The 25,973-nt window shown below is 68.5% G+C and carries 23 protein-coding genes, 1 tRNA gene and 1 riboswitch; of the genes, 6 read left to right on the top strand and 18 right to left on the bottom strand.

The features are described 5' to 3' along the window. Nucleotides 1–224 precede the first annotated feature (224 nt). Complete coding sequence (locus ACWD38_RS03285; protein WP_450123241.1) at nt 225–2,924, top strand: AAA family ATPase; 2,700 nt, start codon at nt 225–227, stop codon at nt 2,922–2,924. Nucleotides 2,925–3,047: 123 nt separating this feature from the next. Here the strand turns inward: ACWD38_RS03285 and ACWD38_RS03280 are convergent, their stop codons facing one another. The 7 genes from ACWD38_RS03280 to ACWD38_RS03250 all read right to left on the bottom strand — a co-directional run bounded on the left by ACWD38_RS03280 (nt 3,048) and on the right by ACWD38_RS03250 (nt 11,338). Beyond that, nucleotides 3,048–3,731, bottom strand: coding sequence for a LuxR C-terminal-related transcriptional regulator (locus ACWD38_RS03280; protein ID WP_184477765.1), 684 nt, complete (start codon nt 3,729–3,731; stop codon nt 3,048–3,050). A 314-nt stretch (nt 3,732–4,045) separates the two neighbouring features. Then, nucleotides 4,046–4,396 (bottom strand): hypothetical protein, encoded by a 351-nt coding sequence (locus ACWD38_RS03275; protein WP_184477764.1) that lies wholly within the window; start codon nt 4,394–4,396, stop codon nt 4,046–4,048. 545 nt (nt 4,397–4,941) lie between these two features. Further along, complete coding sequence (locus ACWD38_RS03270) at nt 4,942–5,565, bottom strand: GNAT family N-acetyltransferase (RefSeq protein WP_184477763.1); 624 nt, start codon at nt 5,563–5,565, stop codon at nt 4,942–4,944. Between the two features lie 185 nt (nt 5,566–5,750). Then, nucleotides 5,751–6,566 carry a class II glutamine amidotransferase domain-containing protein gene (locus ACWD38_RS03265; protein ID WP_221315714.1) on the bottom strand — a complete coding sequence of 272 codons (816 nt, stop codon included), beginning with the start codon at nt 6,564–6,566 and terminating at the stop codon, nt 5,751–5,753. Between the two features lie 137 nt (nt 6,567–6,703). Further along, nucleotides 6,704–7,690, bottom strand: coding sequence for a DMT family transporter (locus ACWD38_RS03260; protein WP_184477761.1), 987 nt, complete (start codon nt 7,688–7,690; stop codon nt 6,704–6,706). 237 nt (nt 7,691–7,927) lie between these two features. After that, on the bottom strand, nt 7,928–9,814 hold the full coding sequence (locus tag ACWD38_RS03255) for an FAD-dependent oxidoreductase (RefSeq protein ID WP_221315713.1): 1,887 nt from the start codon (nt 9,812–9,814) through the stop codon (nt 7,928–7,930). A gap of 756 nt (nt 9,815–10,570) precedes the next feature. Beyond that, nucleotides 10,571–11,338: an SDR family NAD(P)-dependent oxidoreductase gene (locus tag ACWD38_RS03250; protein WP_450123240.1), complete on the bottom strand. Its 768-nt coding sequence runs from the start codon at nt 11,336–11,338 to the stop codon at nt 10,571–10,573. 336 nt (nt 11,339–11,674) lie between these two features. Here ACWD38_RS03250 and ACWD38_RS03245 point away from each other — a divergent pair, with 336 nt between their 5' ends. Next, entirely contained in the window at nt 11,675–11,857 is a 183-nt protein-coding gene (locus ACWD38_RS03245; protein WP_450123239.1) for a hypothetical protein, read from the top strand. A 646-nt stretch (nt 11,858–12,503) separates the two neighbouring features. Here the strand turns inward: ACWD38_RS03245 and ACWD38_RS03240 are convergent. The 3 genes from ACWD38_RS03240 to ACWD38_RS03230 are packed head-to-tail and all read right to left on the bottom strand — an operon-like array spanning nt 12,504 to nt 14,800. Continuing rightward, the gene (locus ACWD38_RS03240; RefSeq protein WP_450123238.1) at nt 12,504–13,028 is read right to left on the bottom strand and encodes a GyrI-like domain-containing protein; all 525 of its coding nucleotides are present in this window, start codon (nt 13,026–13,028) and stop codon (nt 12,504–12,506) included. Nucleotides 13,029–13,045: 17 nt separating this feature from the next. Continuing rightward, nucleotides 13,046–13,774, bottom strand: coding sequence for an SDR family NAD(P)-dependent oxidoreductase (locus ACWD38_RS03235; protein ID WP_450123237.1), 729 nt, complete (start codon nt 13,772–13,774; stop codon nt 13,046–13,048). 60 nt (nt 13,775–13,834) lie between these two features. Beyond that, nucleotides 13,835–14,800 (bottom strand): saccharopine dehydrogenase family protein, encoded by a 966-nt coding sequence (locus ACWD38_RS03230; protein ID WP_450123236.1) that lies wholly within the window; start codon nt 14,798–14,800, stop codon nt 13,835–13,837. A gap of 184 nt (nt 14,801–14,984) precedes the next feature. Between ACWD38_RS03230 and ACWD38_RS03225 the strand changes: the two genes are divergently transcribed. Then, nucleotides 14,985–15,323: a hypothetical protein gene (locus ACWD38_RS03225; protein ID WP_450123235.1), complete on the top strand. Its 339-nt coding sequence runs from the start codon at nt 14,985–14,987 to the stop codon at nt 15,321–15,323. A 68-nt stretch (nt 15,324–15,391) separates the two neighbouring features. Next, a complete protein-coding gene (locus ACWD38_RS03220) occupies nt 15,392–15,868 on the top strand; it encodes an Rrf2 family transcriptional regulator (protein ID WP_450123234.1) in 477 nt (158 codons plus the stop codon). A 6-nt stretch (nt 15,869–15,874) separates the two neighbouring features. Here ACWD38_RS03220 and ACWD38_RS03215 read toward each other — a convergent pair whose 3' ends face one another. From ACWD38_RS03215 to ACWD38_RS03200, 4 genes are all read right to left on the bottom strand, one after another. Continuing rightward, entirely contained in the window at nt 15,875–16,786 is a 912-nt protein-coding gene (locus tag ACWD38_RS03215) for an alpha/beta fold hydrolase (protein WP_450123233.1), read from the bottom strand. After that, nucleotides 16,783–17,691 (bottom strand): LLM class F420-dependent oxidoreductase, encoded by a 909-nt coding sequence (locus ACWD38_RS03210; protein WP_450123232.1) that lies wholly within the window; start codon nt 17,689–17,691, stop codon nt 16,783–16,785. The genes ACWD38_RS03215 and ACWD38_RS03210 overlap by 4 nt, the downstream gene beginning before the upstream one ends. 11 nt (nt 17,692–17,702) lie before the next feature. After that, on the bottom strand, nt 17,703–18,689 hold the full coding sequence (locus ACWD38_RS03205; protein WP_450123231.1) for a zinc-dependent alcohol dehydrogenase family protein: 987 nt from the start codon (nt 18,687–18,689) through the stop codon (nt 17,703–17,705). A 77-nt stretch (nt 18,690–18,766) separates the two neighbouring features. Next, the gene (locus ACWD38_RS03200) at nt 18,767–19,726 is read right to left on the bottom strand and encodes a helix-turn-helix transcriptional regulator (RefSeq protein ID WP_450123230.1); all 960 of its coding nucleotides are present in this window, start codon (nt 19,724–19,726) and stop codon (nt 18,767–18,769) included. A 168-nt stretch (nt 19,727–19,894) separates the two neighbouring features. On the opposite strand from ACWD38_RS03200, the gene ACWD38_RS03195 reads away from it, so the two are divergent. Continuing rightward, nucleotides 19,895–20,203 (top strand): hypothetical protein, encoded by a 309-nt coding sequence (locus ACWD38_RS03195; RefSeq protein ID WP_450123229.1) that lies wholly within the window; start codon nt 19,895–19,897, stop codon nt 20,201–20,203. Between the two features lie 471 nt (nt 20,204–20,674). On the opposite strand, the gene ACWD38_RS03190 is transcribed toward ACWD38_RS03195, so the two are convergent. The 3 genes from ACWD38_RS03190 to ACWD38_RS03180 all read right to left on the bottom strand — a co-directional run bounded on the left by ACWD38_RS03190 (nt 20,675) and on the right by ACWD38_RS03180 (nt 21,855). Next, nucleotides 20,675–20,746, bottom strand: a tRNA-Val gene (locus tag ACWD38_RS03190). Between the two features lie 70 nt (nt 20,747–20,816). Further along, nucleotides 20,817–21,281, bottom strand: a complete 465-nt coding sequence (locus tag ACWD38_RS03185; protein ID WP_450123228.1) for a peroxiredoxin — start codon at nt 21,279–21,281, stop codon at nt 20,817–20,819. Between the two features lie 139 nt (nt 21,282–21,420). Continuing rightward, on the bottom strand, nt 21,421–21,855 hold the full coding sequence (locus ACWD38_RS03180; protein WP_184477758.1) for a DUF3052 domain-containing protein: 435 nt from the start codon (nt 21,853–21,855) through the stop codon (nt 21,421–21,423). 292 nt (nt 21,856–22,147) lie between these two features. Between ACWD38_RS03180 and aceE the strand changes: the two genes are divergently transcribed. Next, nucleotides 22,148–24,916 carry a pyruvate dehydrogenase (acetyl-transferring), homodimeric type gene (aceE, locus tag ACWD38_RS03175; protein ID WP_246456686.1) on the top strand — a complete coding sequence of 923 codons (2,769 nt, stop codon included), beginning with the start codon at nt 22,148–22,150 and terminating at the stop codon, nt 24,914–24,916. Between the two features lie 57 nt (nt 24,917–24,973). Here aceE and ACWD38_RS03170 read toward each other — a convergent pair whose 3' ends face one another. Beyond that, nucleotides 24,974–25,612, bottom strand: coding sequence for a nicotinamide mononucleotide transporter (locus ACWD38_RS03170; protein WP_184477756.1), 639 nt, complete (start codon nt 25,610–25,612; stop codon nt 24,974–24,976). A 96-nt stretch (nt 25,613–25,708) separates the two neighbouring features. After that, a riboswitch (FMN riboswitch) is annotated at nt 25,709–25,852 on the bottom strand. Nucleotides 25,853–25,973 lie beyond the last annotated feature (121 nt).

The following is a 25,973-nucleotide window of genomic DNA, read 5'->3' as shown; positions in this document are numbered from 1 at the left end:
GATCGTCGTCCTCCTGCATCGCTGCGCCGCCTTCGACGCCCTGGCTCGACGACCGCACGCTAGCGCCGGGATCAGCGGAACAGCAGGAGATCAAGAATCCGGAATGACATATTTCAGAACGGTGTAATATGTTCCACCCGGCCCACATTCGCGCAAGAAATGATTAAGAGTTTTGTCATCACGTGAATGCGGAAGGTCTCGGGACCGCTGGCAATACTGGGACCGTGTTCACTCATCGACCCACGCACCAGCCCGCCGCCCCGGACCACCTGACACTCCCCGACGCGGCCCTCCAGCGCACGCCCCCGCGGGGCAACACTGCTCGAGAACGCGGGCCGAGTGCCCGTTCGGTCGTCCGCGGCGAAGTAGTCGATCGCATCGTCGACGTCTGCCTGCACCGCCCCGACGTCCCGCTCATCGTGGTCACCGGCCCCGCCGGGATCGGCCGCAGCACGGCTCTCGCGCAAGCGCGGCTGCGGCTCACCGACGAGCGCACCACCACGGTGAACGTTCCGATACCGCGCAGGGAATGCGATGCGGCGCACCTCGCCGCCCGGCTCGCCGACGAGCTCGGCGCGCCGCCCGCTCGCGGCGACTTCGCCACGGCCTCGTTCCGGCGGCTGCTGGCGGCCCTGGCCGGGCAGCCCGACCGGCTCGTGGTCTTCCTCGACGACGCGCACCGGATCAACCCGGAATCCGCCGGCTCCATCACCGCTTTCCTGAACGCACTGGCAGGCACCCGCATCACCCTGGTCTGCGCCGCTCGCAGCGGCGCAGCCGACCGGGCGGGCCTCGACCGACTGGCGGGCAACGGGCTGGTGCACGAGGAACGGCTCCGCCCGCTGGGCGAAGCCGAAGTGGAGCAGGTCCTCGCGGAGCTGCTCAACGCGGTGCCCGCGCCCGGCATGGCCGCCGCGCTGCGGAACTCCTGCCGAGGACTCCCCGCCGTCATCGAGGCCGCCGTCGAGGGATACCTGGCCTCCGACTGCCTGCGGGTGGTCGACCGCCGAGTGCACCTGGTGCGGGACCGGGCTCCTCACCTGTCCAACACCCATCCGCTGTTCACCGACCTGTGCGAACCGAAATCACCGGCCAGGGCCGTGCTGAAATCGCTGGCAGTGCTGCACCCGCTGGGCGAGGCCGCGCCATCGTTGATCGCGGACTGCGTCAACCGCGGCGAGGACGAAGTCCGCGAAATCCTGCGCGCGCTGGCCGAAGCGGACGTGCTGCTGCGCGGCCCGCAGCCGAATTCCTGGCGCTTCCGCGTACCGATGCTCGCCACCGTGCTCGCTTCCTGCGCGGGGCCCTTCGAACGGCGCAGGATCGGGCTGCTCGCCGTGCGCGCCCTCTGGAACGGCGCGCCCTGCGCTGACCCCGGTTACCTGCCCGAACGGCTGGTGGACGCGGGCAGGTTGGTGGACCCCGAGCGCGCCGCCGCGCAGTTGCTGGAGCACAGCGCCTCGGATGCGCACGAGAATCACGAGGTGCGATGGCTGCTGGCGGCGACCAAGTTGACCACCGACCCCGCCCGCCGAGCCGTGGCGCTGCACCGGCACGCCGTGTCGTGCGCGGTGCAGCAGCGGTTCGGCTCCGCCTTCGAATCGGCCGCCCTCGCGCTGCGCACGCTCCCCCACGCGCTCTCACCCATCGCCGAACAGCAACTGCAACTCGTCTACGTGGCCGGGTTGGCCGAGCACGGTGACGCGACCGCGTTGCAGGACTTCGTCCGGGAGGGCTGGCGATCGATCCCCGGCGGTGCGGCGTCCCGGATCGTGACCCGGGCCGCCGCGCTCTGCCTGCTCGATCGCTGGCAGGAAGCGCACGAGCAGCTCGCCGCCGAATCCGAGCAGTGGCGATCGGAAAGCCGGGCCACGGCGGCATTCGGCCAGGCCATCGGTCGAGTAGCGGCGTCGATGCTGGGGGTGGCGTCCGGCCAGGAGCAGACCGAGGACGACGCGAGCAGCGCCGCCGGGCCGGTGAAGCAGTTGGTGACGAACGCCCTCCACCTGCGCGGCGCGGCAGAACTCGGCGACCCCGGTGCGCACGAGCAGTGGGACGAAGCGCTCGACACCGCCCGGTCCACGATGGCCGCGGCCACGGTCCACGGCCGAGCTCCCGGGCGCACACCGATGTACCGGGAAGCGGTGACGATCCTGACCGCCCGCGGCCAGCTGAACAGCGCGCGCGCCGTGCTCGACGAAGCCCGCTCACAGCACCTGCTGCTGCCGCACCTGCTGGCCGCGCCCGCCGCGGACCTGGAAAGCACGCTCGGCGTCCACGACCTCTCGCGCACGCTCATCGAGCAGGGGCTCGCTCGCGCGGGCGCGGACGGGATCGTCGTCGGCACCGACGAACTGTGGCTGCGACTGGCGGTATGGGAGTCGCGGCACGGGAACGCGGCGGCCGGCCGGAAGTGCGCGGCGCGGCTCAAGCGGATCGCCGAACGCCTGGGAACCCCCGCCGCGCGGCGCAATCACCTGCTCGCGCGAGTGCTGGTGGAGCGCGATCCGGTTGCCGCGCGCGAAGCGGTCGAGCTCTCCCGCTCCCGCCGCCGAAAGGTCGAGTTGGCCCGCACCGCCCTGGTCGTGGCCGAGAGCGGGCTCGGGGACCCGCGGCTGCTGCGGGAGGCGTACCGGACGTTCGGCGAGCTCGACGCGCTGATTCCGCGGGCGCGGCTGCGGCTGCTGATGCGCGCGCGCAACATCGCCGTCGCGGGCCGGAGCGCCACCCTCGCCGAGAACGAACGGTTGCTCGCGACCCTCATCACGGACGGATTGACCAACCAGCAGATCGGCGTCGTTCTCGGGACCAGCGCGAAGAGCGTGGAGGGGCGGCTGACCCGGTTCTTCCAGCGCGCCGGGTACCAGTCGCGCGCCGAGCTGGCGACGGCGATGTTGCGCGGCGCCGCGCCGGCGTCCGCGTGAGGACGTCGCGGGCTGAGACCAGGACGGACGAAGGGCACCGATCATCCCCGCGCGGCACCGGTTTCGGCGTGCTGCGAGGGGATTTCGGCGCCACCGCCTGCCGATCCGCTCCTCGCGCCGGTGCTAGATGATTCCGGAACGCATCGCGTACGCGACCAGCTGCGGACGGTTGCGCAGGTTGAAGCGGCTCGTCATGGCGTAGATGACGTTCTTCACGGTGCGTTCCGAATAGCACATCCGGGTCGCGATCTCCTCGGTGTCACACCCTTCGGTGAGCAACCGGATGACGTCGACCTCGCGACTGGTCAGCCCGGAGGAGTTCAGACCGCGCGGAGCCAGCACCTCTTCGTGCAGGTTCTGCACTTGGCGCAGCAGATCACCGAGCAGGTTCGGCGGCAGCAGACCACCACCTCCGGCCACGACGTCGATCGTGCTGACCAACCGTTCCTCGGTGGCCGCGCTGCGGTGCAGCACCGCGACCACGCGGCATTCGACCGCGGCCAGCAGCTGGGTCCGGTCGAGCTCGTTGGTCACCAGCACCATCGGTGCCGAGCACTGAGCGGCGGCCCGGCGCATGTTGACCATGACGTCCATGCTGACCCGGTCGGCTGCGACCACCAGGACGTCCACGTCGGCGGGGAGTTCGCCCGTCGCGACGAACACGTCGAGACGGCCCATCAACGCCTGCGTCAAACCGTTCAGCGTGATGGGATCAGCCGCCCAGGCCGCCACCCGCACGCGCTTCGGTGACTCGTGCTCCTCGTGCAGGGCCGGCGACGATTCTGCTGATTCGGCTTGGGAAGTCATCCCGATCATCCTCCGAAACTGGAAAGCGAGCAGTTCGGTTGCGCAGCGCCTTCGAACCACTCCTCCACGGCGGAAAATCCGCGGCAACGCGCGACCACCACGAGTGTCCGCAACTCGGGCTGCCGTCCGGACCGCGTTCCCGGCGAACGGGGATTCCCCCCACTTGAAACCGGATCGCGCCACTTGGCGCAAGGGCGCCTTTCCGCACGGCTCGATTTCCCCGCATCGGTGTGCCGAAAATCTCCGGCGACATGACTGCGCCGTTGCCACGTGGTTCATGGCAACGGCACAGCCCGGTCCTCGGCCGGCGAGGATCAGAACGGGTGGAAGCTCGGCCCGTTGACGGTCGCGATGTTCAAGCCCGCCCGGCCGTCGTAGGTGACCGGGCCGATGAGCGCGCCACGACCCTGGTGGATCTCCACCCGCTCCGGCTTCTTGCCACCGAATTCGAACTTCTCGCAGGCGCCGCTGGGAACGAGGGTCGTGGCCATGCCACCACGTTCCGGGAACACCGCGTAGGACGCGTAAGAACCCTTCGAGCACAGCGTGAAGACCCCGGGAGTGGCCGCCTGCGCGGTGCCCGCCGTCGCCATGGCGAGCGCGGCACCCACTGCCGCCGTCAACGCCGTTCCACGCCCCAGCCGGCGCTGCGTGACCTGCTTCATGAGTTTTCCCCTCTGCCGAATTTCAGTTGCCGAGCGGAGTCAATCAGACGAAACAGAGTTCAACTCACCAGCACCTCGAAGCGATCACGTACGAGAATTATCCCTGCCCGATCGCGCATTCCCATATCACGACACCGGCGAGCTGAGATCGTTTAATAATTCCGGAAACAAAAATTTTCCATTTTCCACGCCCGCACTTCGGGGGAATCCCGCACGAGACCGCCCGCAGGGCAGCGCCAGGACGTTTCCGCCTGGCTCGGAGTGTGGCGCCGCGACAGCGGTCGCCGCTCCGCAAGTCCGGTGACCGGGCTTTCACGACACCTGCGAACCATTGGTCAACAGGAACAGCGGCTCCAGCTCCGCCACCCGCTCAGGCACTTCCCGCGACTCCTCAGTTCACCAGCGGGGAGTACAGCAACAGGGCTGATCTCAGCGGGATCAGCACCCGCACCCGGCTGCGCAACGTCCGATGGTCGACACCCGACGCCGTTGCCCGATTCAGGGCTGCCCGGATTCACGAGAGCCACCCCGCAGGTGGAAGCCGATCACACGCCTCCCCCTTTTCGCGGGTCGCCGTTTTCTTGCAGTGCACCGTCCTCACCCAGATCGCCGGCGCGGACACGCCAGAGCACGGACGGGACTTCCGGCCCGTCGGGGCGGAATCGGCGCACGAAGTCCCCGCTGGGGTCGTACCGCATGCCCAGGCGGTTCATCACCCGTTCGCTCCCGGTGTTCTGCCTGGCGGTGAAGGCGACGATCTCCGCCAGCCCGAGCCGGTCGAACCCGTCCCGCAGGACCGCGCGCGCGGCCTCCGTCGCGTAGCCGCGCCCCCAGGCGCCCCGATCAAGGCGCCAGCCGATCTCGACGCACGGGGTGAAGTGGCTGTCGAAAGCAGGCAGGCCGAGCCCCACGGTGCCGATGGGCCGCGCACCGTCGGCCGGGCAGACCGCGAGCATGCCGAATCCCTTCGACTCCAGCTCCGCCGTCCAGCGGCGCACCGTCGCGTCGCTGCGGGCGGAATCGAGGACTCCACCGAGGTGCCGCATGACCACGGGGTCGGCGTGCCATGCTCGTACCGCGTCGAAGTCGGCGGGCTCCCACGGACGCAGAACGAGCCGCTCGGTCACCAAGCACGGGTTCTCGGGAAGCGATGCGGTCTGATCACTCACGGCGAGCAGCCTTTCCGGCCGGGAAGATTCGATGGTCTTCGCAACGTTGCGCCGACGCGACGTCCCGCTCTGGGACGCGCGACGGGCGACATGTCTTCAGTCGGTCATTTCAGCGGACGGCACAGCACTCCGCGCCAGAGCGCGGAATCCCCACGCGCGTGCAACATCAGGGTGTCGCGATCTGCTCACGCGGACGAGGACAGCACGCGACGCCGCAACAACGCGTCGTCGGCGGCGCGGTCCCGGTCGGTGTAGCCCAGCAACGCGACGGAGTGGCGTTTGCGCAGGTCGCTTTCCCGGGTGGTGGGAACGAAATCGGCCCGCCAGACCGATTCCGGGACGCCACCGCGCAGGTCGTAGGTCTCGACCGTCCCTTCCCGCAGCATCCGCAACCCCGTGGGGCGCAATCCGACCGCGGGCAGGTGGGTGCGCAACCACCCCGGATTGGACGCCCAGTGCAACCGGCCGAACTGGTCACGGGCCACGGCCAGCGGGCTCAGCGCGGCGCGGGCGAGGTGGAGGTGCATCGGATCGCGAAGGTCGGCCCAGACGAGCGCGGTACGGCCGACCATGCCGGTGAGCAGGTCGCAGATCGCCGCGCGATCGCCGCCCGCATCGGACAGCGCGGCGAGCAGGAGTTCGGTGTCGAACTTCGGCCGCGTGCGCGGCGGCGGGGCGGGCAGGGTGTCCACGTCGACGTCGCCGTTGTGGGTGCCGACGACGGAATCGACCAGCAGCGGGCTGGTGTGCTCCAGCGCGGCGGTCGCCCCCTGGGTGCGGAACCGGGTGTGGCCGAGCACGATCGCCGCGCGGTTCAAGTCGGCGGCCAGGTCCGCCGGCGGGCCGTCGTTCTCGTCGGCGCTACCGGCCGAGGGCATCGTGTCGAACGCTCCCGGCGTCTTCACGATCCGCAGCCGCGACGTGCGCAGGTCGGCAACGGTGGTCGCGGTGGCCGGTTCCCACTCGCGGAGCCCGGGGCCGCCGTCAATCGCGGTGAACAAGCACGCCACACCGGAGCCGTGGACGCCGCGTTCTCGGGACGCAGACCCCAGCGCCCACGTCAACGCGGGGATCGCCCCCGCATCGCCCCCTCCAGGGCCGGTCCCGGCGATTCCGAACAGTCCGCACACGTTCGCTCCTACTTCCCGGGGCCCGTCTCTGGGCCCCTGCTCGTCGTACGGCCGGTCGTCGGGGCGTGGTTGCTGACGAAGACGCCGCACACGATCAGCAGCATCGCCGCGCCCTGCACCCACCCGGCTCGCTCTCCCAGCACCAGCCACGCCGCGAGCGCGGTGGCGACCGGTGTGAGGTAGTAGAGGAAGCCTGCGCGCGAGGCGCCGATGATCTCGATCGACCGGTTCCACGCCGCGAAGGCGACCGCCGAGGACAGCACCCCGACGTACAGCAGCGACCACAGCACCCGGCCGTCCAGGGGCATCCGGCCGCCCAGCAGCAGCAAGTCCCCGAGGTACAGCGGCAGCAGGAACAGCGTGCCGACGCCGAAGATGCTCGCCAGGAACACCGAATTCCCCAGCTCAGGCGGCTTGCGGCGCACCAGTAGCGAGTAGCAGGCGAAGGTCAACGTGCCCAGCAGCATCCACAGGTCGCCGGAGTGCCACCGCAGGCCGATCAGCGTCCCTCCGGTGATCAGCGCTCCCACCCCGCCCAGCGCGATGACCGTGCCGGCCAGCTGCGGACCGGTGATCGGCGTGCGGTCCAGCACGCGCGCGAGCAGCACGATGAACACCGGCGCGGCCACCGCCAGCAGCGCCAGGTTGGTCGCAGAAGTGGTACGGCCCGCGATGTAGACCAGGGTGTTGAACGCGGCGACCCCGAGGAATCCGGTCAGGCACAGGTAGCCGACATGGGCGCGGCACAGCCGCCACTGGGCCACCGGTGCGCGGGCGACGAAGGGAACCAGCACCGCGGTGGCGATCGTCCAGCGCCAGAACGACAGCGCCACCGGGGAGACCTCATCGCCCAACCCTCGGGCGGCGACGAAGTTCCCGGCCCAGATCATCACCGCCAGCAGCGCCAGCCCGCAGCCCCACCAGAACGCACGCGGCTTCCCGGTATCGGTCGACCGTCCGGTGTGGACAGCGGCGTACTGGCGCAACGAGGTCATGATCTCTTTCTCCGGAGTGGGGATTTTCCTGTCATATCAACGGGTTCGGTCCGGCTTCCGCGGTAGGCGCGGCGCCCGTGCAGCTCGGGAGGAGTCGTCGGCAGCGACACCGGCTGTCTGCCGGAGATCCGCTGCGGCTGCGCAGCACGCCGTGCCGCAGCCGACCAAGAGCCCAGCTCGCGCAGGAGCGGGTGATCGAGTGTCCGAAGGCTCGTCATCCCTGCTCGCCGCGGAACATCAGGTGACCTGGTGCGCCTGCTCTGCCGGAACCGTCCTCGGCGGGAGGGTCTCGGCCGGAACGGGCGCCGCGGCCGGCGGGCCACCGAGGACGTCGCGGGCTCGTCGCGGGTGGTATAGCGCGTGCATCGGGTGCGGACGTCCGGCCAGGGCGTCCAGCACGGCCTCGGCGACGACCGGGGCCTGCGCGAACCCGCCGGTGTTGTGCCCGCCCGCGACGACGAACGCCCCGTTCGCGGCGGGCAGCGTTTCGAACAAGCCCAGGTTCGACGCGGTCCACGGGCGCACGCAGAACCGCGCGTCCGGATCACCAGGGGTGATCCCGGCGGCGGCGTAGGCGCGGGGGAACAGCCGTCGTGCCGTGTCGGCGGTCGCGGCGTGCATCGCCGCCAGCTCGGCCCGGTCGATGTTGGCCGGGTCCGCGCCGGTGTATCCGTAACCGGAGCCGAACACCAGCACCTCACCGCCGCGCTCGTCGCGGGCGACGGTGACGTTGGCGTCCTCGGCGACATGCCCGCGACGAGCGATTTTGAGCGAATGCTCCAGCAACGGCCGCTGATTCGGTACGGCCAGCCAGCAGCCGAGGACGCCGTGGATCTGCCCGGCGGATTCGGTGTTGGCCAGCATGTTCGCGCCGTGCACGCCCGGGGAGACGACGTAGTGGTGGGCGCGGTGGAAGTTCCCGCGGTCGGTGAGCACGCCGGCCACCCGGTCGGCCCGGTCACGCAGCGCGGTCTCCGCCTCCTCGTCGAACGACAGCCGCGCTCCGGCGTCTTCCAACTCGTCGAGCAACCGGGCGATGAAATCGTGCACGTTCAGCGTGAACCCGCGCACCAGCACGCCGCCCGCGTAGGCGTCCGGCGCGGCCTCTGCCAGCGCGGGGAACTCCGCTCGTACCCGCTCCGGGGCGTAGCTGTCCAGGAGCGCTCCCGCGTCGCGTTGCCTGCCGACCCCGGCGGCGAAGTGGTCGGCGTCCTGGTAGAGCCGCAGGACGTCGTGCCGCAGGTGCACGTCGTCGAAGGACGCCGGATCGGCGGCCATCCACTCGGCCCACAACTTCCCGCTGCGACGGTTGAGGTCGAAGATGTCGGTGTTGTAGGCCCGCGCCAACCACGGCGGAACTCGCCGGAACTCCTGGATCCACGCCTGCTCGGCGGGCCCGGTGCCGACGAGGACGTTCCACCCCAGCTCGGACGGCGGGCGATCGAACAGCGTGTTCGCCTGATCCGGCGGGACGGGAACCTTGTCGTGGTAGTCGTCGGCCTCGGTCAGGGTGAACATGCGGGCGTTGTGGCCGCCACGGCTGCAGCCGTATGCCGACCACTCGGCGTTCCTGCGCGGATCCGGCGACCGTTCCAGCACCGTGACCCGGTACCCGTGCCGGACCAGGAGCGACGCGGTCACCAGGTTGACCACTCCGGCGCCGATCAGCAGGACGCTCTCATCGGCCCCGCCACCCGGCCGCCGGTACGGAACGCTTGCCGCCAACCCCGACCAGCTGTCCTCGACCGATGGGGCCGCGGTGCGCCGGGTCAGCAGGTACCGCTCGGCGACGGCCAGCGCGCGGAACGCGGCGTCCGCTCCGGCGTCGACGACGCGCACCGCGATCCTTCCCGCCGCGTCCGCTCCGGCGGTGCTCACCTCATCCGCAGCGTCCGCGACGCGCACGCACACCGCCGCTTCGGTCCCCATCACCGCGCGCCACCGCGCGAGAACGGCGGACGGCAGCGTCGCGGCGGTGACGACCACGTGCGGCCGGAGCTCGGCGATCGCCGAGCCCAAAGCCGCCGCAGCCACGACGTCCCCGGTTTCCGCCCCCGTCAGCGCCAGCTCGGGGCGGTGCCGAACATCCCCACCGATCAGCGAACGGCCGTATTCCACCGGCACGTCGCAAAGAATCAACGCACGCATACGAATCGCACTAACCTCCGACAAATGAATCAGGACAGGAAAGTGACATCCGAGGCGGCAACGACGAGGATCTCACGAAAACAACTCACATTACCGAACTGTAAGCACGTACCATCGAGTAGCGCACCTCCGCGAGGCGACCTTGCACATGAGTTCCAGCGCCTTGCCCAAAAGGGTCACGTTCGTCCTCCTTCGACGCGGCGTTCTGCCACCACAGCCCCCTGTCGACGGGCGCTGCCGGAGGCCCCCTCCTGAGCGCACCGCGACGGGACAGGCTCCAGATTCGCACCAAACGACAACACCGCCGGTGACCGATATCTACGACCCCTGCACCATATTCACGAGGATCATTCACGGGCACGAAACCGACTACATTGCTCACCGAGGCGATCGGGTTCGCCTTTCTCGACCCACGATCTCCGGGACACACGCCGACGATTCCGAATACCGGTCAGCCGTGTCCGCTGTCGACGGAAACACAGGCAGAACCCGAACTGCCGTCGACGGTCGAGCAGCAGCGAAGCCGAGCATTGCTCACGAGGTGTCGAAGAAGCCACCGAGCCGTGCACTGCCACGCGCGCCCGCCGCCGCGAGTTCCCCGCGTCGACCGGACGACCGTCACTCGCTCCGGACGTCCAGCGGACGACGGCTGCGACGCGGTGGTCACCCGTGAGAACAAGGTCAACGCCGCCGAAGGAAGCTTCGATCGTCGATCTTCACAGCCGGGAGGATCTAGCTCCGAAGGCCGCCCGACGCGGTGAGGCGCTCACCGGTGACCCACGCCGCGTCGTCGGAGGCGAAGAACACCGCGACCCTCGCCAGGTCTTGCGGCTGCCCCATCCGCCCTAGCGGAGTGCGCTCGATCATCTCTTTTTCGGCATCGCTTCCCATGAAGCCCGCGGCATGGATCCCCTCGGTCTCCACACCTCCTGGGGCAAGGGTGTTGACCCTGACCCCACGGGGTCCCAGCTCGGCCGCCAGCACCCTGGTGAATGCGTCGACAGCCCCCTTGGTCGCGGCGTAGACCGACATCCCGGGAACCGCGCGAGCGCTGTCGAGCGACCCGATATTGATGATCGAGCCGCCATCGGGCCCGAAATGCTTGAGCGCCTCCTGCACCGTGAGGATGGGCCCGAGCACGTTGACCGATAGCTGGTGCGAGATGTGCTCCTGCGACGCGTCTTCGACCGGCTCCGCGAAGTACACCGCGGCGTTGTTGACCACGACGTCCAGCCGACCGTAGGTGTGCACGACTTCGCCGAAGACGCGTTCGACATTCTCGCGAGCGGAAACGTCACCCTGAACCGCGACCGCCGTCCCCCCGCTGTCGCGGATGTGGCTCACCACTTTCTGCGCCCCCTCGGCATCGGAGGCGTAGTTGACCACGACCGAGGCCCCGGCAGCGGCGAACTCCTTCGCGATGCCGGCCCCGATCCCCTTGGCGGCACCGGTCACAAGTGCGACCTTTCCTTGCAACCTGTTCGAGTTGTTAAGAGTCATGACTTCCGCTTCTCTCGTCTAGCCACCGAAACGTATTCGGCGCTGCGATAGCGAAGAGTAGATGCCCGCAAAAACAGACGCAAAGTACCTTTTGCCTATGCTCCACATAGGCAGACACTATGCGAAATCTACGGGCGACCATCCTCCGTCGACGATCTTCACCGCCCCGACGCCAAGCGAGCTCGCCGCTTGCGCAAAATACCCCAACGGCCGTCATCGCTTCGATTTCGCCCAGCCAAGAAGATTTCTCGCCCTATTCAAAATCAGGGCGAACGTGCACTTGCTGACAGAAATCGCCACTACGAGCCGTTAACGGGTTGGCGGGCTGGAGCTAGGGTGATCGTCGTCGACGTCCGCGTCGTGGATCGTTTCTGGCGAGTTGTCGTTTCAGATCGCGCCGTTGCCGCCGGTGCGCCCGGCGGCCCGGACAAGACCGAAACAGTCGGCCCGGAGCGGCTGGCTCTGCAAGAGGTCTGGTCGAGCCGACCCCGCGAGACACCACCGACACCATTTTCCTGACCGCTTCGACGCACGAGCAATCCGAAAGCTGATCGAATAATACCGACCGGGCATAAACACCATCCCGCGATCGACCAGCGACTACCAGAGCTAATGCCAGAGCCCAAAAAACCTGCCGCGTCTCCGAGCGACTCACGAGATCGAGACGACCCGCCGAAAAAGATGCGGTAAATGCTTGCCGCAGCACCAAGCCAAGCACGGCAGGAATCCCTCGGCGGCAGGAGGGCTGGGGAGGACCGGGGGCGGCGGACACGCTGAACCAGCCGACGCCAGCACCTGCCGATCTCGCGTACGAGCCTGGGCCGGCAATCTCTTACAAGGTGGTGCATCACCACTGATCAGACGACCGAAAGTGGGCGCAGCTGGGTTCGAACCAGCGACCCCTTGCTTGTAAGGCATCAGAGCCCCAGCGGTGTGCCTGACCAGGAACTTCCAGGTCGCTGACGAGCGTCCAGCCCGCAGTTAAGGGCTCGCAGAAAGATCTTGCTCAGCGCACCGAAAACCTCACCCGAACAGACCAGCCGATCCGCAGCACCAACGCAGCATCCCACAACGACGAGCACCAAGAGCAGGACATGAACCCCGCTCATGCTGAGCGTTGGAGCCAAGATCTGGCCGGGTCGCGCAGATCAGCGGGGTACCGCGATCACGCGACGGGATCGCGCAGGATGGTGCGGAATCCGTCTTGGGATGACGTGCGGTCGAAGGTGTCGAGGTGGATTTCGTGGTGCGGTCCGCGGCGGCGGAGTCCGCGTGCGTCGGCGTAGGCGCCGAGCCGTTTCATCGTTTCGTCTTCTCCGGCGAACGGTCCGTGGTGCATGATCTGGACGACTTTGCCCTCGGTGTAAGGGAACAGGACCAGTCCTGTGCTGGCGAGTTCCTCGGGGAGCTCGATGTCGTCGGGCATGCGGACGAGCATTCGCCAGCGCAGGTGCTCCAGTGGGATTGTCCAGTAGAAGTCGGCGATACCGATGTCACCGTGTTCGGGGTCGAACCAGTAGAGGATTTCGATCGGGCCGGGGTGGCCGAGCTGCTGCGCTGCCGCACTGAGTTTCTCTTTGCTGGCGTAGAACTCGTCGGTGCCGGGTGGCCCTTGGCCGCTCACGGTCAGGAAGGTGGCGGCGTCGATGGTGGCGATATCCGGTTCGTCGGCCGCGGTCGGCTGGGTCATGAGGGGCTCCTGACGGGTCAGGCGACGAGGTTGCCGCCGTCGACGATGAGATCGGTTCCTGTGATGTAGGTGCTGTGGTCGGACGCGAGGTAGAGCGCGGCTGCGGCGACTTGCTCGACGGGGACCAGGTCACCGAGTGGCGTGGTGTGCGTCCAGGTGTCGCCTTTGGCGAGCACTTCCCGGCGCGACTGCTCGATTCCGGGGGTTCCGGTCGGGCCGGGCAGCAGCGCGTTGACTCGGATGCCGCGTGGCGCCAGCTCCGCCGCCCAGGAACGGACGAGGTTCCGTGAGGCTGCTTTCGTGGCCGCGTAGACGCTTTGCCCGGGGGACCCGTTGACGCCGGCGACCGAGGAAACGAGGATCACCGAAGCTCCGTCGGTCAAGAGCGGGAGTGCTTTTTGGACGGTGAAGAACTGGCCGCGGACGTTGGTGGTGAAGGTGGCGTCGAACTCCGCCTCCGTCACTTCTTCGAACGGTGTGTGGCGACCGCCGCCGGCGTTGGCCACGACGATGTCGAGCCGGGTGATCGCCGAGAAGAGCCGATCGAGGTCGGAGGTGTCGCCCACATCCCCGACGATGCCGTGCGCGCGGGGACCGAGGTCCGACACCGCCGCGTGCAGCGTGTCCGACCGGCGGCCCGACACGTGAACGGTCGCACCTTCCTCGATGAGGCACCGGGCGATCGCGAGGCCGATGCCGCTGGATCCTCCGGTCACCAGAGCCGTGCGGCCATCGAGCTGTCCCATGAACTCCCCATCTGTAACCAAGTACATTCTGTTTTTTAAATGTAGCAGAACTAGTTACATTCAGTCCAGGTCGACGACGGTCGTGCCATCGATCGCGGTGACGAGTTCAGGCCCGTAGGCCGACGCGGGGCTTTGATAACCGGGGCGGAACTGCCCGCTGAGCACGCGGCGGGCGATCTCGACGGAGCTGTGCTGGGTGAACGCATAGCCGGTCGGAGTGGTGACCAGTGAACGCGCGACCCGGCCATCGCCGCCGGTCACCTCCGCTAGGGCGAGGTAATGACCCCGGGCGCGCTCGGCTTCGCTCGGCCCGTCGGCTTGGGTGGCGGAAAACCCTTCGTCGGTGCCGAGGTAGACCTCGACGTCGCCGAGCCCGGTGGACTTCGGGGCGGTGATCAGATCGCCCATCGAGACCGGCAGGCACTCCTCCGGGCCGTTGCCGAAGTCGAACGTCCGGGGTGTGGCCGTTTCGAGGCGGGCGAGCCGACCGCTCCGGCGGACGTAGGTGCCGAGATCCTCGATCCCGGCCGCGCTGGCGAGTGAGCCGCGGGAGAAGCCGCCGGTGACGCGCAGGGCGATGGTGAGCCTTTCCGGCTCGGCGACCCGGCGGGTGGCGTGCAGGGCCAGGCAGTCACTGGGTACGACGTCCCAGCCCGTGCCGGACATCAGCATGATCCCCGCGCGCGCGGCTTGCCCGTCCAGTGACTGGGCGAGACTGAAGGTGGCGAACTCCGCGGTCGTGTCGAGGTAGTGGACTCCGGCGTCAAGGCAGGCGTCCATGAGCGGACGGGCCGTGTGCCGGAACGGGCCGGCGACGTTGAGCAGGCAATCGACGTCCGTCAGCGCGTCGCGGGCCTCGCCGGTGTCGAAAATCCGGGCTTCGACGCCGAGTTCGTCCGCGAGGGCCGTGACGCGGCCGGGATTGCGGCCGGCCACGGTGACGTCGAGGCCGGTAGCGGCGGCGTGCTGGGCGACGAGCCGCCCGGTGTAGCCGGTCGCGCCGTAGACGAGGAGACGTCCGTTCATCATTGCGTTCCCTTCATCGAGTGATGCCAGCGAGATTAGGAAATGACCCGGACAGTTCGTGTCCGCAAGAAATTGCCCGGTCGTGTGATCCGGCGTACACCCCGAACATCACCCGGACCGGATCTGTCCGGATTGGTAGCTACGGTCGCGCTCGTCACGACGAACGACCACAGGAGCGCCTTCCATGAATCTCGCCGAAGCGGACGACCGGGCCCTGCAGGTGCGCGGGTTGTACGAGCAGCTCGAGAACCGCCTGCTGGGCCGCACTTGGACCCTGCCCGAGCTGGCGGTGGGGTTTACCAACGACGCCGCCTACATCGGCCGCCTGGTGCTCGCCGCCGAGCAGACCTGGGGCATCGATGGCGATGCCGACGCCGAGTTGCGGCACAAGCTGGCCGAGTGCATGTGGTGGGTGTTCGTGCTCGGCGACCGCCTCGACGTGGACGTCCCGGCAGCGTATGAATCCACTATGGACAAGATCCGCACCGGACTCGAAAACTCGCTGCGCGAGACGTCTCACTAGGAGCCTTACCTGAAGATCCGCAACAAAGGCAGTTACGTATTCGAGTGCGGAGCGGTTACAGTCGAAGGGTGAGCGCGAACTCCCGGATGACCATGGCCGTGCACATCCTGACGTGGATGGCGTTCGACCGGCGCGGCACCGACAAGGAGATCGCCACCTCGCAGCGAATCGCGACCAGCGTCAACACCAATCCCGTGGTGATCCGGCGCTGCCTGACCGAGCTGAAGGCCGCCGGACTGGTCGAAGCCCAGCGTGGCCGCAGCGGTGGTTGGATCCTGGCCCGGGACGCCACGGAGATCACACTGCTCGACGTGTACCGGGCGCTCGGCGAAGAGCCGATCTTCGGCATGTACACCACGCCGCCGGACGCCGAGTGCTACGTAGGTCACGGCATCGAAGCCACGCTCACCGGCATTTACGCCGAGGCCACCCAGGCGATGACCCGGGTGCTGGAGGCCAGGACCATCCGGGACGTGCTGCGCGAGTCCCTTGCCGACTTCCCGGAACTGTGGGAGTCGCAAGGGTTCGCGCCCGCACGCTTCTGACGCCGGTCAGGCCGGGTAGCCGTAGAAGCGCTTGATCTCGGCCAGGACCTGCTCACCGGCCTCGTGCTGCATCCAATGCCCGCTCGCCACGGGGGTGCCCGTCGCATCCGGTGCGCTACCGCGGATCGCCGCGAGGAAAGTGTCGAACAGTGGCGCTTGCGCGAGCAGGTGCACCGGGATGGCGAGCGGGGTCCGCATCTGCTCGCGGTTGTCGAGTTCGTCCTGGGGCCAGGCCTGGTAGTAGCGGGACCCGTGGTGGAGGACGCCGGGCCGGGAGTAGGCGCGGACGAACTCGTCCACGGCATGGGCCGGGATCGGCTCGGGCGTCGCCGGCGAGTTCGCCTGGTAGAAGTACTCCAGGTAGATGCGCTCGCGGCCGGCCACGAGCTGCTCGAACAGCGGTTCCTGGCTGTGGAAGGAGAAGTGGAACGACAGCGGCCTGATCGCGTCGTAGGTGAGGCTGCCGCCCGCGACGGGGAAGTCCATCAGCAGCAGCCCACCGAACTGCTCCCGCCGGCCGGTGACGAGCGCGAACGCGATCCCGCCGCCGAAATCGTGCGCGACCAGCTGAACACCGCTGGTGTAGCCGAGCCGCTCGAGCAGCAGGTGGACGTAGCGGGCGAGGAAAGCCTTGTCGTGGCGGGGAATCTCGCCGGTGGAGTCTCCGAGTCCCGGCAGGTCGACGGCGATCACCGTGTGCCCGGGCAGCAGTTCGGTCATCAGCGGTCGCCAGCTGTACCAGGTTTCCGGGAAGCCGTGCAGCAGCACGATGGGCTGCGGGCCGGTTCCACCGATGACGTAGTGCATCTGCACGCCGTCGATCGTGCTGAATCGGTGGGCGAAGTGCTCGGCGAATTCCGCGTCGTCACGGGTCGCGGCGTCGTAGTACCGGCTGAGCGGGGCCTCGGGCTGGGTCATGGCCGTCCTTTCGGTGCGTGCAGGCCGAGTTCGATGGCGAGCTCGGTCATGACGTCGTCGGGTGGTACGGGGAGCACGATTCGGTGCGCACCCAGGTTCGCGTAGCGGTGCGCCTCCTCGAGGAAGTCCTCGTAGCCGGACGTGCCTGCTACGAGGCCCGGGAAGGGGATGGTGATCTCGATGTCGTGCGGGTCCCTGCCGACGCGCGCGCTTTCGGCACGGAGGATGTTCAGCAAGGTTTCGAGCTGTTCGGGGTTCTGCACGGTCGGGAAGTAGCCATCGCCGAGCTGTGCGGCGCGGCGGGCGGATCGCGGCCCGCTGCCGCCGATCACGATGGGCACCGTTCGGTTGACCGGGTGCGGCAGGCTGATGGCCTCGGACAAGCGCGTGTGGGTCGTCTCGATCGTGGCGCGGGTCTGGGTCCACAGTGCCCGCATGGTGTGGACGTAGTCGTCGTGGCGGCGGCCACGGCCGTGGAAGGGGACACCGACCGCGTCGAACTCTTCCTCGAGCCAGCCGACGCCGGTGCCTGCGATGGCGCGGCCTTCACTGAGCACGTCCAGTGATGCCAGCTGTTTGGCCAGCACGGTGGGATTGCGCTGCGGGAGAACGAGAATGCCGGTCGCGAGCCGGATCTGGGACGTCACGGCGGCCGCGAACGTCAGCCACGCCAAGGGATCGAGCAGGTCGAATTCCTCGGCGCCGCCCAACATCTTCCCCGACTCGTCGTACGGGTAGGGCGTCCGGTAGCCGGAGGGGATGACGACGTGGTCGATCGCCCACAGCGAGTCGAAGCCCAGTTCCTCGGCCCGCCGGGCGAGTCCGCGGGCGGCGGCGGGGGTTGCGCCGGTGCCCGCGTTCACGCCGTGCAGCCCGAACGACATGGTCGGAAACTTCTGCGTCATCGGAGATCCTTTCACTCGCCGACCCTGATGAGGACTTTGCCGACCTGCCGGCCGGAGTCGATGTAGCGGTGCGCGTCAGCCACCTGGTCCAAGCCGTCGAAGATCCGGTCGATGCGAGGCCGGAACGCGCCTTCGGCCAGCCCTCGGGCGAGGTGCCCCCGGATCCGCGACAAGGCGGCCGGATCGGTGCTGTAGGTGAATCCGTTGTGCCCCAGGATCTTCACCGGCCAGCGCGCAGGTAGCACCGCGGGCTCGGCGCCGTACCAGCCGTAGGTGACGACGGCACCCTTGTCGGCGGCTGCGGCGGCGGTGGCCGGGAACCGCGAGCCACCGACGGAGTCGAAGACGAGATCGGCGCCACGGCCGCCGGTGATCCGCCGGACCTCGGTCTCCAGATCCTCTTCGGACGTCACCACGACGTGTGCCGCTCCAGCGGCGAGCAGCCGGTCGCGCTTGCCGACCGACCGGGTGGTCGCGATCGACACCGCGCCCGCGTGGTTGGCGACATCGAGCGCGGCCAACCCGACACCGCCGGTGGCGGCGGTGACCACCACGTGGTCACCCGCCCGGAGACCGCCGGTCTCGACCAGGCCGCCGAAAGCCGTGAAATACGCCATCCACACCGCGGCCGTGGTCTCGGCGCTGACCGCGTCGAAAGCTGGGACGACCTCGGCGGCGGGCACGACGGCGACGTCGCCGTACACGCCGTGGCGGCTCTGCTGCGCGATCGGCCCCGCCACCACGCGATCCCCGGGAGCGAGCCCGGTGACCTCGGCACCCAGCGCCTCCACGACGCCTACCGCCTCGATGCCCAGCCGGGACCGCGGGAAGGTCGGCAGGACCGGGTAGAGCTCGGCACGGAACAACGCGTCGGGCCGGTTGACGCCGAGGTACTCGATCCGGATCCGAACCTCGTCCGGGCCCGGGTCGGCGGTGTCGACCTCGGTGACGCGCAGGACCTCTGGACCACCCGGCTCGTCGAACGTGACGACATGCATCGAACCCCCTAAAGATGAAACCAACTTGGTTACATTAAATGAATATATAACAGCTCTGGTTACAGTCAAGAGGGCGGTCAGCCCTCGCCGGGTTCGTTGGTCTCGACCAGCGCGAGCGCATGCCGCCGGACCGCCGCGCGGACCTCCGCGGGCGAGAGCACCGTCAGCGGCACGCCGAGCTTGACCAACCGCGTGGCGAGCGACTCGACATCCGTGCCGCCGACCTCGACGACCGTGGCGCCCGGCCCGTCCGCCTGGTGGACCCCGGCCGTCGGAGGAATCGCGCGCATCGCCTCGTCCAGGGCAACGTGCAGCCGCACCTTCGCATAGAGCGGATAATCGCTGGTGAGGGTTTCGGCGACGAGCCGCGCGGCAGCCGGTGGGTCCTCGATGCGCACCACCCGGCCGGTCGGCTCCGCGTGGAGGACGCGGTCGGCCCGGAAGGTGCGCCACGCCCCGCGCTCGACATCGCGAGCGACGAGGTACCAGCGGTTGCCGGTGAACACCAGCCGGTGCGGGTCGACCGCGCGTTCACTATCGCTACCGCGCATGTCCCGATAGGACAGCCGCAGCCGTTCGCTGCGGCGGCAGGCCGCGGCCAAACCCGCGAGCAGGCCGGGAGACAACGGCTGGCCGCCAGCCCGGGCGGTGTGCTCGAACACGTCGTCCATGGCACCCAACTGCGACGCCACCCGGGCGGGCAGCAGCTGCCGCAGCTTGAGAAACGCCGACAGCACGGCCTGGTCGTCCCCGAGCACCCCGGTTCGGGCCGCCTCGCGCAGCGCGACCGCGACGGCCAGCGACTCTTCGTCGTCGAGAACGAGCGGGATCTGCTTATTGCCCGGCCGCAGCCGGTACCCGCCCCAGCGACCGGGATCAGACTCGACGTCATAGCCGAGGTCACGCAACCGCGAGACGTCCCGGCGCACGGTGCGGTCAGTGACTTCCATCCGCCGGGCGAGTTCGCCCGCGGTCCAGCTCGGCCGCGACGAGAGCAACGACAGCAAGCGCAGCAGACGCGACGACGTACCGATCACACGGCTCGATGGTAATGCGCACAGCGGACATTCCCTCCTCGGCGGCGTCGTTCTCCCAGGCGAAAGGCGCCCGCGCGGCCGTTCAGCGCGAAAGTCAGGGCCCAGAGGTTGTCACACCTGCCGAAGTCGGTGTAGATACCGAGCTCGCGCACGGCGGCAGTATCGCCGGTGACCATCAAGACCACCTATTCGAAGATCCAGCCGTTGCGCCGCCCCACCGTCGCGGCTCCGCCAGCCCTGCACGATCTCGCCCCGGCCGATCCAGTCCGTCTCGTACAGCCACTCGTGAGACTCGGCGTCTTCGTGAAGGACGCCTCGATGTCTTTGCCCGCGCTGGTGGTCTGTACGCACTTACGTAGTGAGCAGTGGAATGTCAGCCCCCTTGGTATCTCTCGGTTCTGCGGGATCGCCACTCCCACGCTTCGGCCGTCTTTGGAGAAACGAACGCATGCCGATGAAGTTGTCGCACGCTGCTGACCTTCACAGCAGCAGGGCGCGGGGACGGCGGACACGCTGAACCAGCTCATCGAGCTCATGGCGGAGCTTTCGCTGGAAATCTCGACCGCGACATGTGTCGTCTCCGGATTGAGCAACGCACGTTCGCCGCGGCGCGCGCACTGTGCGGAAGCCGCGCGAACCAGGTCGCGCCCTCCTTACTCACCACCCGTTCGGGACAGCTGCCAGCTCGCTTCAGTCCCTTGTCAAAGCAACTGATCTGAACGCCGCACATTGCCTACTAATGCAAAATTAAGGGCTCGCTGAACGCTGCGCGAGAGGAAGAAGCTACGAACACACATCTCGTTTACGCAGGTCACAGCACTACGATGGGGTCAGCGCCAACGAGCCCTTGCTTGTTCTCGCACGTCAGCATCCTGCCGAGCTCGCCTACGCGCCCGACCTTGTAATTCTCGATAAGATGAAGCATCATCGCTGGTCACAGACCCAAAGTGGGCGCAGCTGGGTTCGAACCAGCGACCCCTTGCTTGTAAGGCAAGTGCTCTTCCGCTGAGCTATGCGCCCCGAGTGGTGGCCGTCCGAAGATCAACCGCAACCGGCCGGATCACTGTACCGGTCCGGCCACCACCGGTACTCACGCGGCCAGTTCGGCCAGCGCCTTCTTCCACACGTTCTGGTCGCGTGCCTCGCCGGGCTGGTTGACCTCGGCGAACCGCACCTTGCCCGCGGTGTCGATGAGGAACGTGCCGCGCAACGCCATGCCGGCCTGCTCGTGGAACACGCCGTAGGCCTTGGCGATCTCGCCGTGCGGCCAGAAGTCCGACAGCAGCGGGAAGGTGTAGCCCTGCTGCTCCGCCCAGGCCTTCAGCGCGAACGGGGTGTCCACCGACACGCCCAGCACCTGGACCTGGTCGTTCTGGAAATCGGCCAGGTCGTCGCGGACCTGGCACAGCTCGCCCTGGCAGACCCCGCTGAACGCGAACGGGTAGAAGACGAGCAGCACGTTCTTGCTGCCCTTGAAGCTGGACAAGGAGACCTGCTCCTTGTTGAAGTCCGGCAGCGTGAAGTCCGGAGCGTCGGCGCCGACCTCGAGCGTCATGCGCGCACCCTTCTGTTCGGCCTGTGCACGTACGACGCCGAACCTACACCGATCACACGCACCCGGGCACCGGTGGCGGGGTCGCCACCGGTGCCCGGGACGTGGGATCGGCGATCCGCTCGACTCGAGGCCGAGCTCGTCAGCGCTTGGACTTGGCCTTGCGGTAAGCGAGCCTGGTACCCATCCAGGCTTCCCCCAGACTCGCGTTCGAGGTCTGGGCCAGGTTGGACGTGGACGCTGCCTCGGCGATGTCACTGGGCTCCACGTAACCGTCACGACCGGTCTTCGGCGTCAACACCCAGATCACCCCCTCATCGGCAAGAGGCGTCATCACGTCGAGGAGCGTGTCCGTCAGGTCACCGTCGTCGTCCCGCCACCACAGCAGTACGACGTCGACGACCTCGTCGGCATCCTCGTCGAGCAGTTCGCTCCCGCAACGCTCCTCGATCGCGGCACGAACGGCGTCATCGACGTCCTCGTCCCAACCGATCTCCTGAACGACCATCTCCGGCTCGATGTCGAGCCTGTCGGCGACGTCGACTTCGCTCTTGCCGGCGTCTCCCGCGGCGACCACGGCGTTCTCACTCCTCCAATGCAGGCGGTGCGGCGCGAACGCCACACCCAGGTTGGGCAGATCTGGCCGATAGCGAACACTGCGAACCGCTTCCGGCGCAACTGCTGGGCGCACGACACGCCGGTATCCGGCGTGGAACTCGACTGTAGGCGCCCACATCCAGGTCAGGCTAGAACGGTACCGGCAAGTAATCACCGCGGTGTACGCAGCGGCCACGAAGATGGGGGACGATGGCACGTGTCGGGCGTCACCCAAGCCCGCGACAAGCACCGCAAGCAGTCGAGGAGTTCCTTTGCCCGCGCAGAACAATGACGTCGGCGGCACCCCGCAACGGGTGCGGGTCATCCGAGACGGTCTCGCCTCGCATCTCCCGGACATCGATCCGGAGGAGACCGAAGAGTGGTTGCAGTCGTTCGACACGATGCTCGGTGAAGCGGGCCAGCAGCGCGCCCGCTACCTGATGCTCCGGCTGCTCCAGCGCGCCAGGGAAGGCGGCGTCGGCGTGCCGTCGCTGACCAGCACGGACTACGTCAACACCATCGCCACCGAGCAGGAACCGTGGTTCCCCGGCGACGAGGAGACCGAACGCCGCTACCGCGCCTGGATGCGGTGGAACGCCGCGATGATGGTGCATCGTGCGCAACGGCCCGGGATCGGCGTCGGCGGGCACATCTCGTCGTTCGCCTCCTCGGCGAGTCTCTACGAGGTCGGGTTCAACTGGTTCTTCCGCGGCAAGGACCACCCCGGCGGCGGGGACCACCTCTACATCCAGGGCCACGCCTCCCCCGGCATCTACGCTCGCGCCTTCCTCGAAGGCAGGTTGACCACCGATCAGCTCGACGGATTCCGCCAGGAGCACTCGCACGCCGGCCCCGGCGGTGGGCTGCCGTCCTACCCGCACCCTCGGCTGATGCCGGACTTCTGGGAGTTCCCGACGGTGTCGATGGGGCTCGGGCCGATGAACGCGATCTTCCAGGCGCGGTTCGACCGCTACTTGCACGACCGCGGCATCAAGGACACCAGCCAGCAGCGGGTGTGGGCGTTCCTCGGCGACGGCGAGATGAACGAGCCCGAATCGCGCGGCCTGCTGCACGTTGCGGCGAACGAAGGGCTGGACAATCTGACCTTCGTGGTCAACTGCAACTTGCAGCAGCTCGACGGGCCGGTGCGCGGAAACGGCAAGATCGTGCAGGAGCTGGAGTCGTTCTTCCGGGGCGCGGGCTGGAACGTCATCAAGGTCGTCTGGGGCCGCGAGTGGGACTCGCTGCTGCACGCCGACCGGGACGGCGCGCTGGTCAACCTCATGAACACCACGCCCGACGGCGACTACCAGACCTACAAGGCCAACGACGGCGCCTTCGTCCGCGAGCACTTCTTCGGCCGCGACCCGCGCACCAAGGACATGGTCAAGGACCTGACCGACGAGCAGGTGTGGGCGCTGCGCCGCGGCGGCCACGACTACCGCAAGGTCTACGCGGCGTACAAGGCCGCGACCGAGCACCACGGGCAGCCGACGGTCATCCTCGCCAAGACGATCAAGGGCTACGGCCTCGGGCCGCACTTCGAGGGCCGCAACGCCACGCACCAGATGAAGAAGATGACCCTGGACGACCTGAAGTTGTTCCGGGACAGCCTGCGGATCCCGATCAGCGACGAGCAGCTCGAAGCGGACCCGTACCTGCCGCCGTACTACCACCCCGGCGAGGACGCCCCCGAGATCCAGTACCTGCGGGAGCACCGCCGGCGGCTCGGCGGCTACCTGCCGGAGCGGCGCGTGAAGGCGAAGCCGCTGGTGCTGCCGGGCGACCAGGTCTACGACGTGATCCGGCGCGGCTCCGGCAAGCAGGAGGTCGCCACCACGATGGCGTTCGTCCGGCTGCTCAAGGACCTCGCCAAGGACCCCGAGGTGGGGCCGCGCATCGTGCCGATCATCCCGGACGAGGCCCGCACCTTCGGGATGGACTCGATGTTCCCGTCGCAGAAGATCTACAACCCGATGGGGCAGTCGTACACGCCGGTCGACTACCGGCTGATGCTCGCGTACCGGGAGAGCGAGCAGGGCCAGATCCTGCACGAAGGCATCAACGAAGCCGGGTCGAGCGCGTCGTTCACGGCCGCGGGGACGTCCTACGCCACGCACGGCGAACCGATGATCCCGATCTACATCTTCTACTCGATGTTCGGGTTCCAGCGCACCGGTGACAGCCTGTGGGCCGCCGGGGACCAGATGGCGCGCGGATTCCTGCTCGGGGCCACCGCCGGGCGCACCACGCTCACCGGCGAAGGGCTGCAGCACGCCGACGGGCATTCGCTGCTGCTGGCCGCGACGAACCCGGCGGTGGTGGCCTACGACCCGGCGTGGGCGTTCGAGATCGCGCACATCGTCAAGGACGGCCTGCGGCGGATGTACGGCGAGGACGCCGAGAACGTCTACTACTACTTGACGATCTACAACGAGCCGTACCAGCAGCCCGCCGAGCCGGACGGGGTGGACGTGGACGGCCTGTTGAAGGGCCTCTACCTGTTCCGCCGCGGTTCGGCCGGTTCCGTCCCCGCGCAGATCCTCACCTCGGGCGTCGCGATGCCCGAGGCGTTGCGGGCGCAGCAGATCCTCGCCGACGAGTGGGACGTGCGCGCCGACGTGTGGTCGGCGACGTCCTGGACGGAGCTGCGGCGCGAAGCAGAAGCGGTGGACCGCCACAACCTGCTGCACCCGGAGGAGCAGCCGCGGGTGCCGTACGTGACCCGCGCGCTGGCGGACGCCGAAGGTCCGGTGGTCGCGGTCAGCGACTGGATGCGCGCGGTGCCGGACCTGATCCGCTCCTGGGTGCCGGGCGACATGGTGAGCCTGGGCGCGGACGGCTTCGGGTTCTCCGACACCCGGCCGGCGGCGCGCCGGGTGTTCCTGGTGGACGCGGAGTCCGCGGTGGTCGCCACGCTCTCGGCGCTGGCCCGGCGCGGCGTGATCGACGGGTCGCGCGTCACCGAGGCGACCCGCCGGTACCGCTTGGACGACGTGCGCGCCGCGGGGCCGCAGACCTCGGACCCGGGCGACGCCTGAACACCCCGCCGCCGGGTGGCGGAGCCGATGCGGCTCGGCCACCCGGAGGCGGGCGGGTCAGGTCGTCGCGGGAGCGAGCGTGCGAGCTCGGGCGGTGCGGTTCCAGCTCCACCAGCCGTGGATCACCAGCGCGGCGAACACCACGTAGATCGCGGCGCTGAAGTAGAGCCCGGACGCCAGCTGCAGCGGCACGCCGACGGCGTCCACCGCCAGCCACACCAACCAGAACTCGACGAGCCCGCGGCCCTGCGCCCAGAACGCGACGGCCGTGCCGACGAAGATCCAGGCGTCCGGCCACGGCGCCCAGGACGCGTCCATCGCGGTGAGCAGCGAGGCGAATCCGGTCGTGGCCACTGCCAGCACTCCCAGCAGCACCAAGCGCTCCCGGACGGTGCCCTTGCGGACCGCGACGCCGTAGACCGGGTCGCTGCGGTGGCTCCAGGCCCACCAGCCGTAGACGGAGATCAGCAGGATCACGATCTGCCGGACCGCGAGGCCGCCGAGTTCGGCGGAGGCGTAGACGGTGAACAGCAGGACCGTCGCGGTCACCTGCACCGGCCAGGTGGCCAGGGTGCGCCGCTGCGCCAGGAAGACGACCGCCAGCGCGCACAGCTGCCCGACCAGTTCCGCCCAGGAGATCTGCTGGCCCAGCACGGTGATTCCGTTGCCGAGCACCCATTCCGCGACAGCGCGCACAACCCCACTCCTCCCAGCCGGTCCTGGCACCGGGGCTGAGCGGGAACGCGGCGGCCACCGGTGCCACGCATGGCGACCGGTCGCGGTCGAGTGCCCGTGCGCCGCCTCCCATCCGGACTGTCACCGTCGGTTCCGGAGTTCCACCGGATCGGCCGGAGCTCCTGGCCGGGTTCGGCCGGGAGGCACCGGTTCGCGGACTGTCACCGCCGGTTCGGAATCTCACCGAGCCCCGGAGCGCACGACGTTTCGTACTGCTGTCAACATCGTCGGTCGCCGTGCTTGTTCCGCGGACTCGTCGTGGTTCGAATCACAGCTCCCGAATCTTCGATCAGGTGATCGAACAGGGGTGCGACCCGGGGTA

Source organism: Saccharopolyspora sp. NPDC002578 (assembly GCF_053592695.1).
The sequence above is the reverse complement of the archived record's forward strand: the minus strand, read 5'-3'. Positions and strand labels throughout refer to the sequence as shown.

Excerpts from the sequence above, each read along its gene's own strand:
- ACWD38_RS03280 (WP_184477765.1), bottom strand. The coding sequence starts at position 3,731 with ATGACTTCCCAAGCCGAATCAGCAGAATCGTCGCCGGCCCTGCACGAG.
- ACWD38_RS03275 (WP_184477764.1), bottom strand. The coding sequence starts at position 4,396 with ATGAAGCAGGTCACGCAGCGCCGGCTGGGGCGTGGAACGGCGTTGACG.
- ACWD38_RS03260 (WP_184477761.1), bottom strand. The coding sequence starts at position 7,690 with ATGACCTCGTTGCGCCAGTACGCCGCTGTCCACACCGGACGGTCGACC.
- ACWD38_RS03250 (WP_450123240.1), bottom strand. The coding sequence starts at position 11,338 with ATGACTCTTAACAACTCGAACAGGTTGCAAGGAAAGGTCGCACTTGTG.
- ACWD38_RS03240 (WP_450123238.1), bottom strand. The coding sequence starts at position 13,028 with ATGACCCAGCCGACCGCGGCCGACGAACCGGATATCGCCACCATCGAC.
- ACWD38_RS03235 (WP_450123237.1), bottom strand. The coding sequence starts at position 13,774 with ATGGGACAGCTCGATGGCCGCACGGCTCTGGTGACCGGAGGATCCAGC.
- ACWD38_RS03230 (WP_450123236.1), bottom strand. The coding sequence starts at position 14,800 with ATGAACGGACGTCTCCTCGTCTACGGCGCGACCGGCTACACCGGGCGG.
- ACWD38_RS03225 (WP_450123235.1), top strand. The coding sequence starts at position 14,985 with ATGAATCTCGCCGAAGCGGACGACCGGGCCCTGCAGGTGCGCGGGTTG.
- ACWD38_RS03215 (WP_450123233.1), bottom strand. The coding sequence starts at position 16,786 with ATGACCCAGCCCGAGGCCCCGCTCAGCCGGTACTACGACGCCGCGACC.
- ACWD38_RS03210 (WP_450123232.1), bottom strand. The coding sequence starts at position 17,691 with ATGACGCAGAAGTTTCCGACCATGTCGTTCGGGCTGCACGGCGTGAAC.
- ACWD38_RS03205 (WP_450123231.1), bottom strand. The coding sequence starts at position 18,689 with ATGCATGTCGTCACGTTCGACGAGCCGGGTGGTCCAGAGGTCCTGCGC.
- ACWD38_RS03185 (WP_450123228.1), bottom strand. The coding sequence starts at position 21,281 with ATGACGCTCGAGGTCGGCGCCGACGCTCCGGACTTCACGCTGCCGGAC.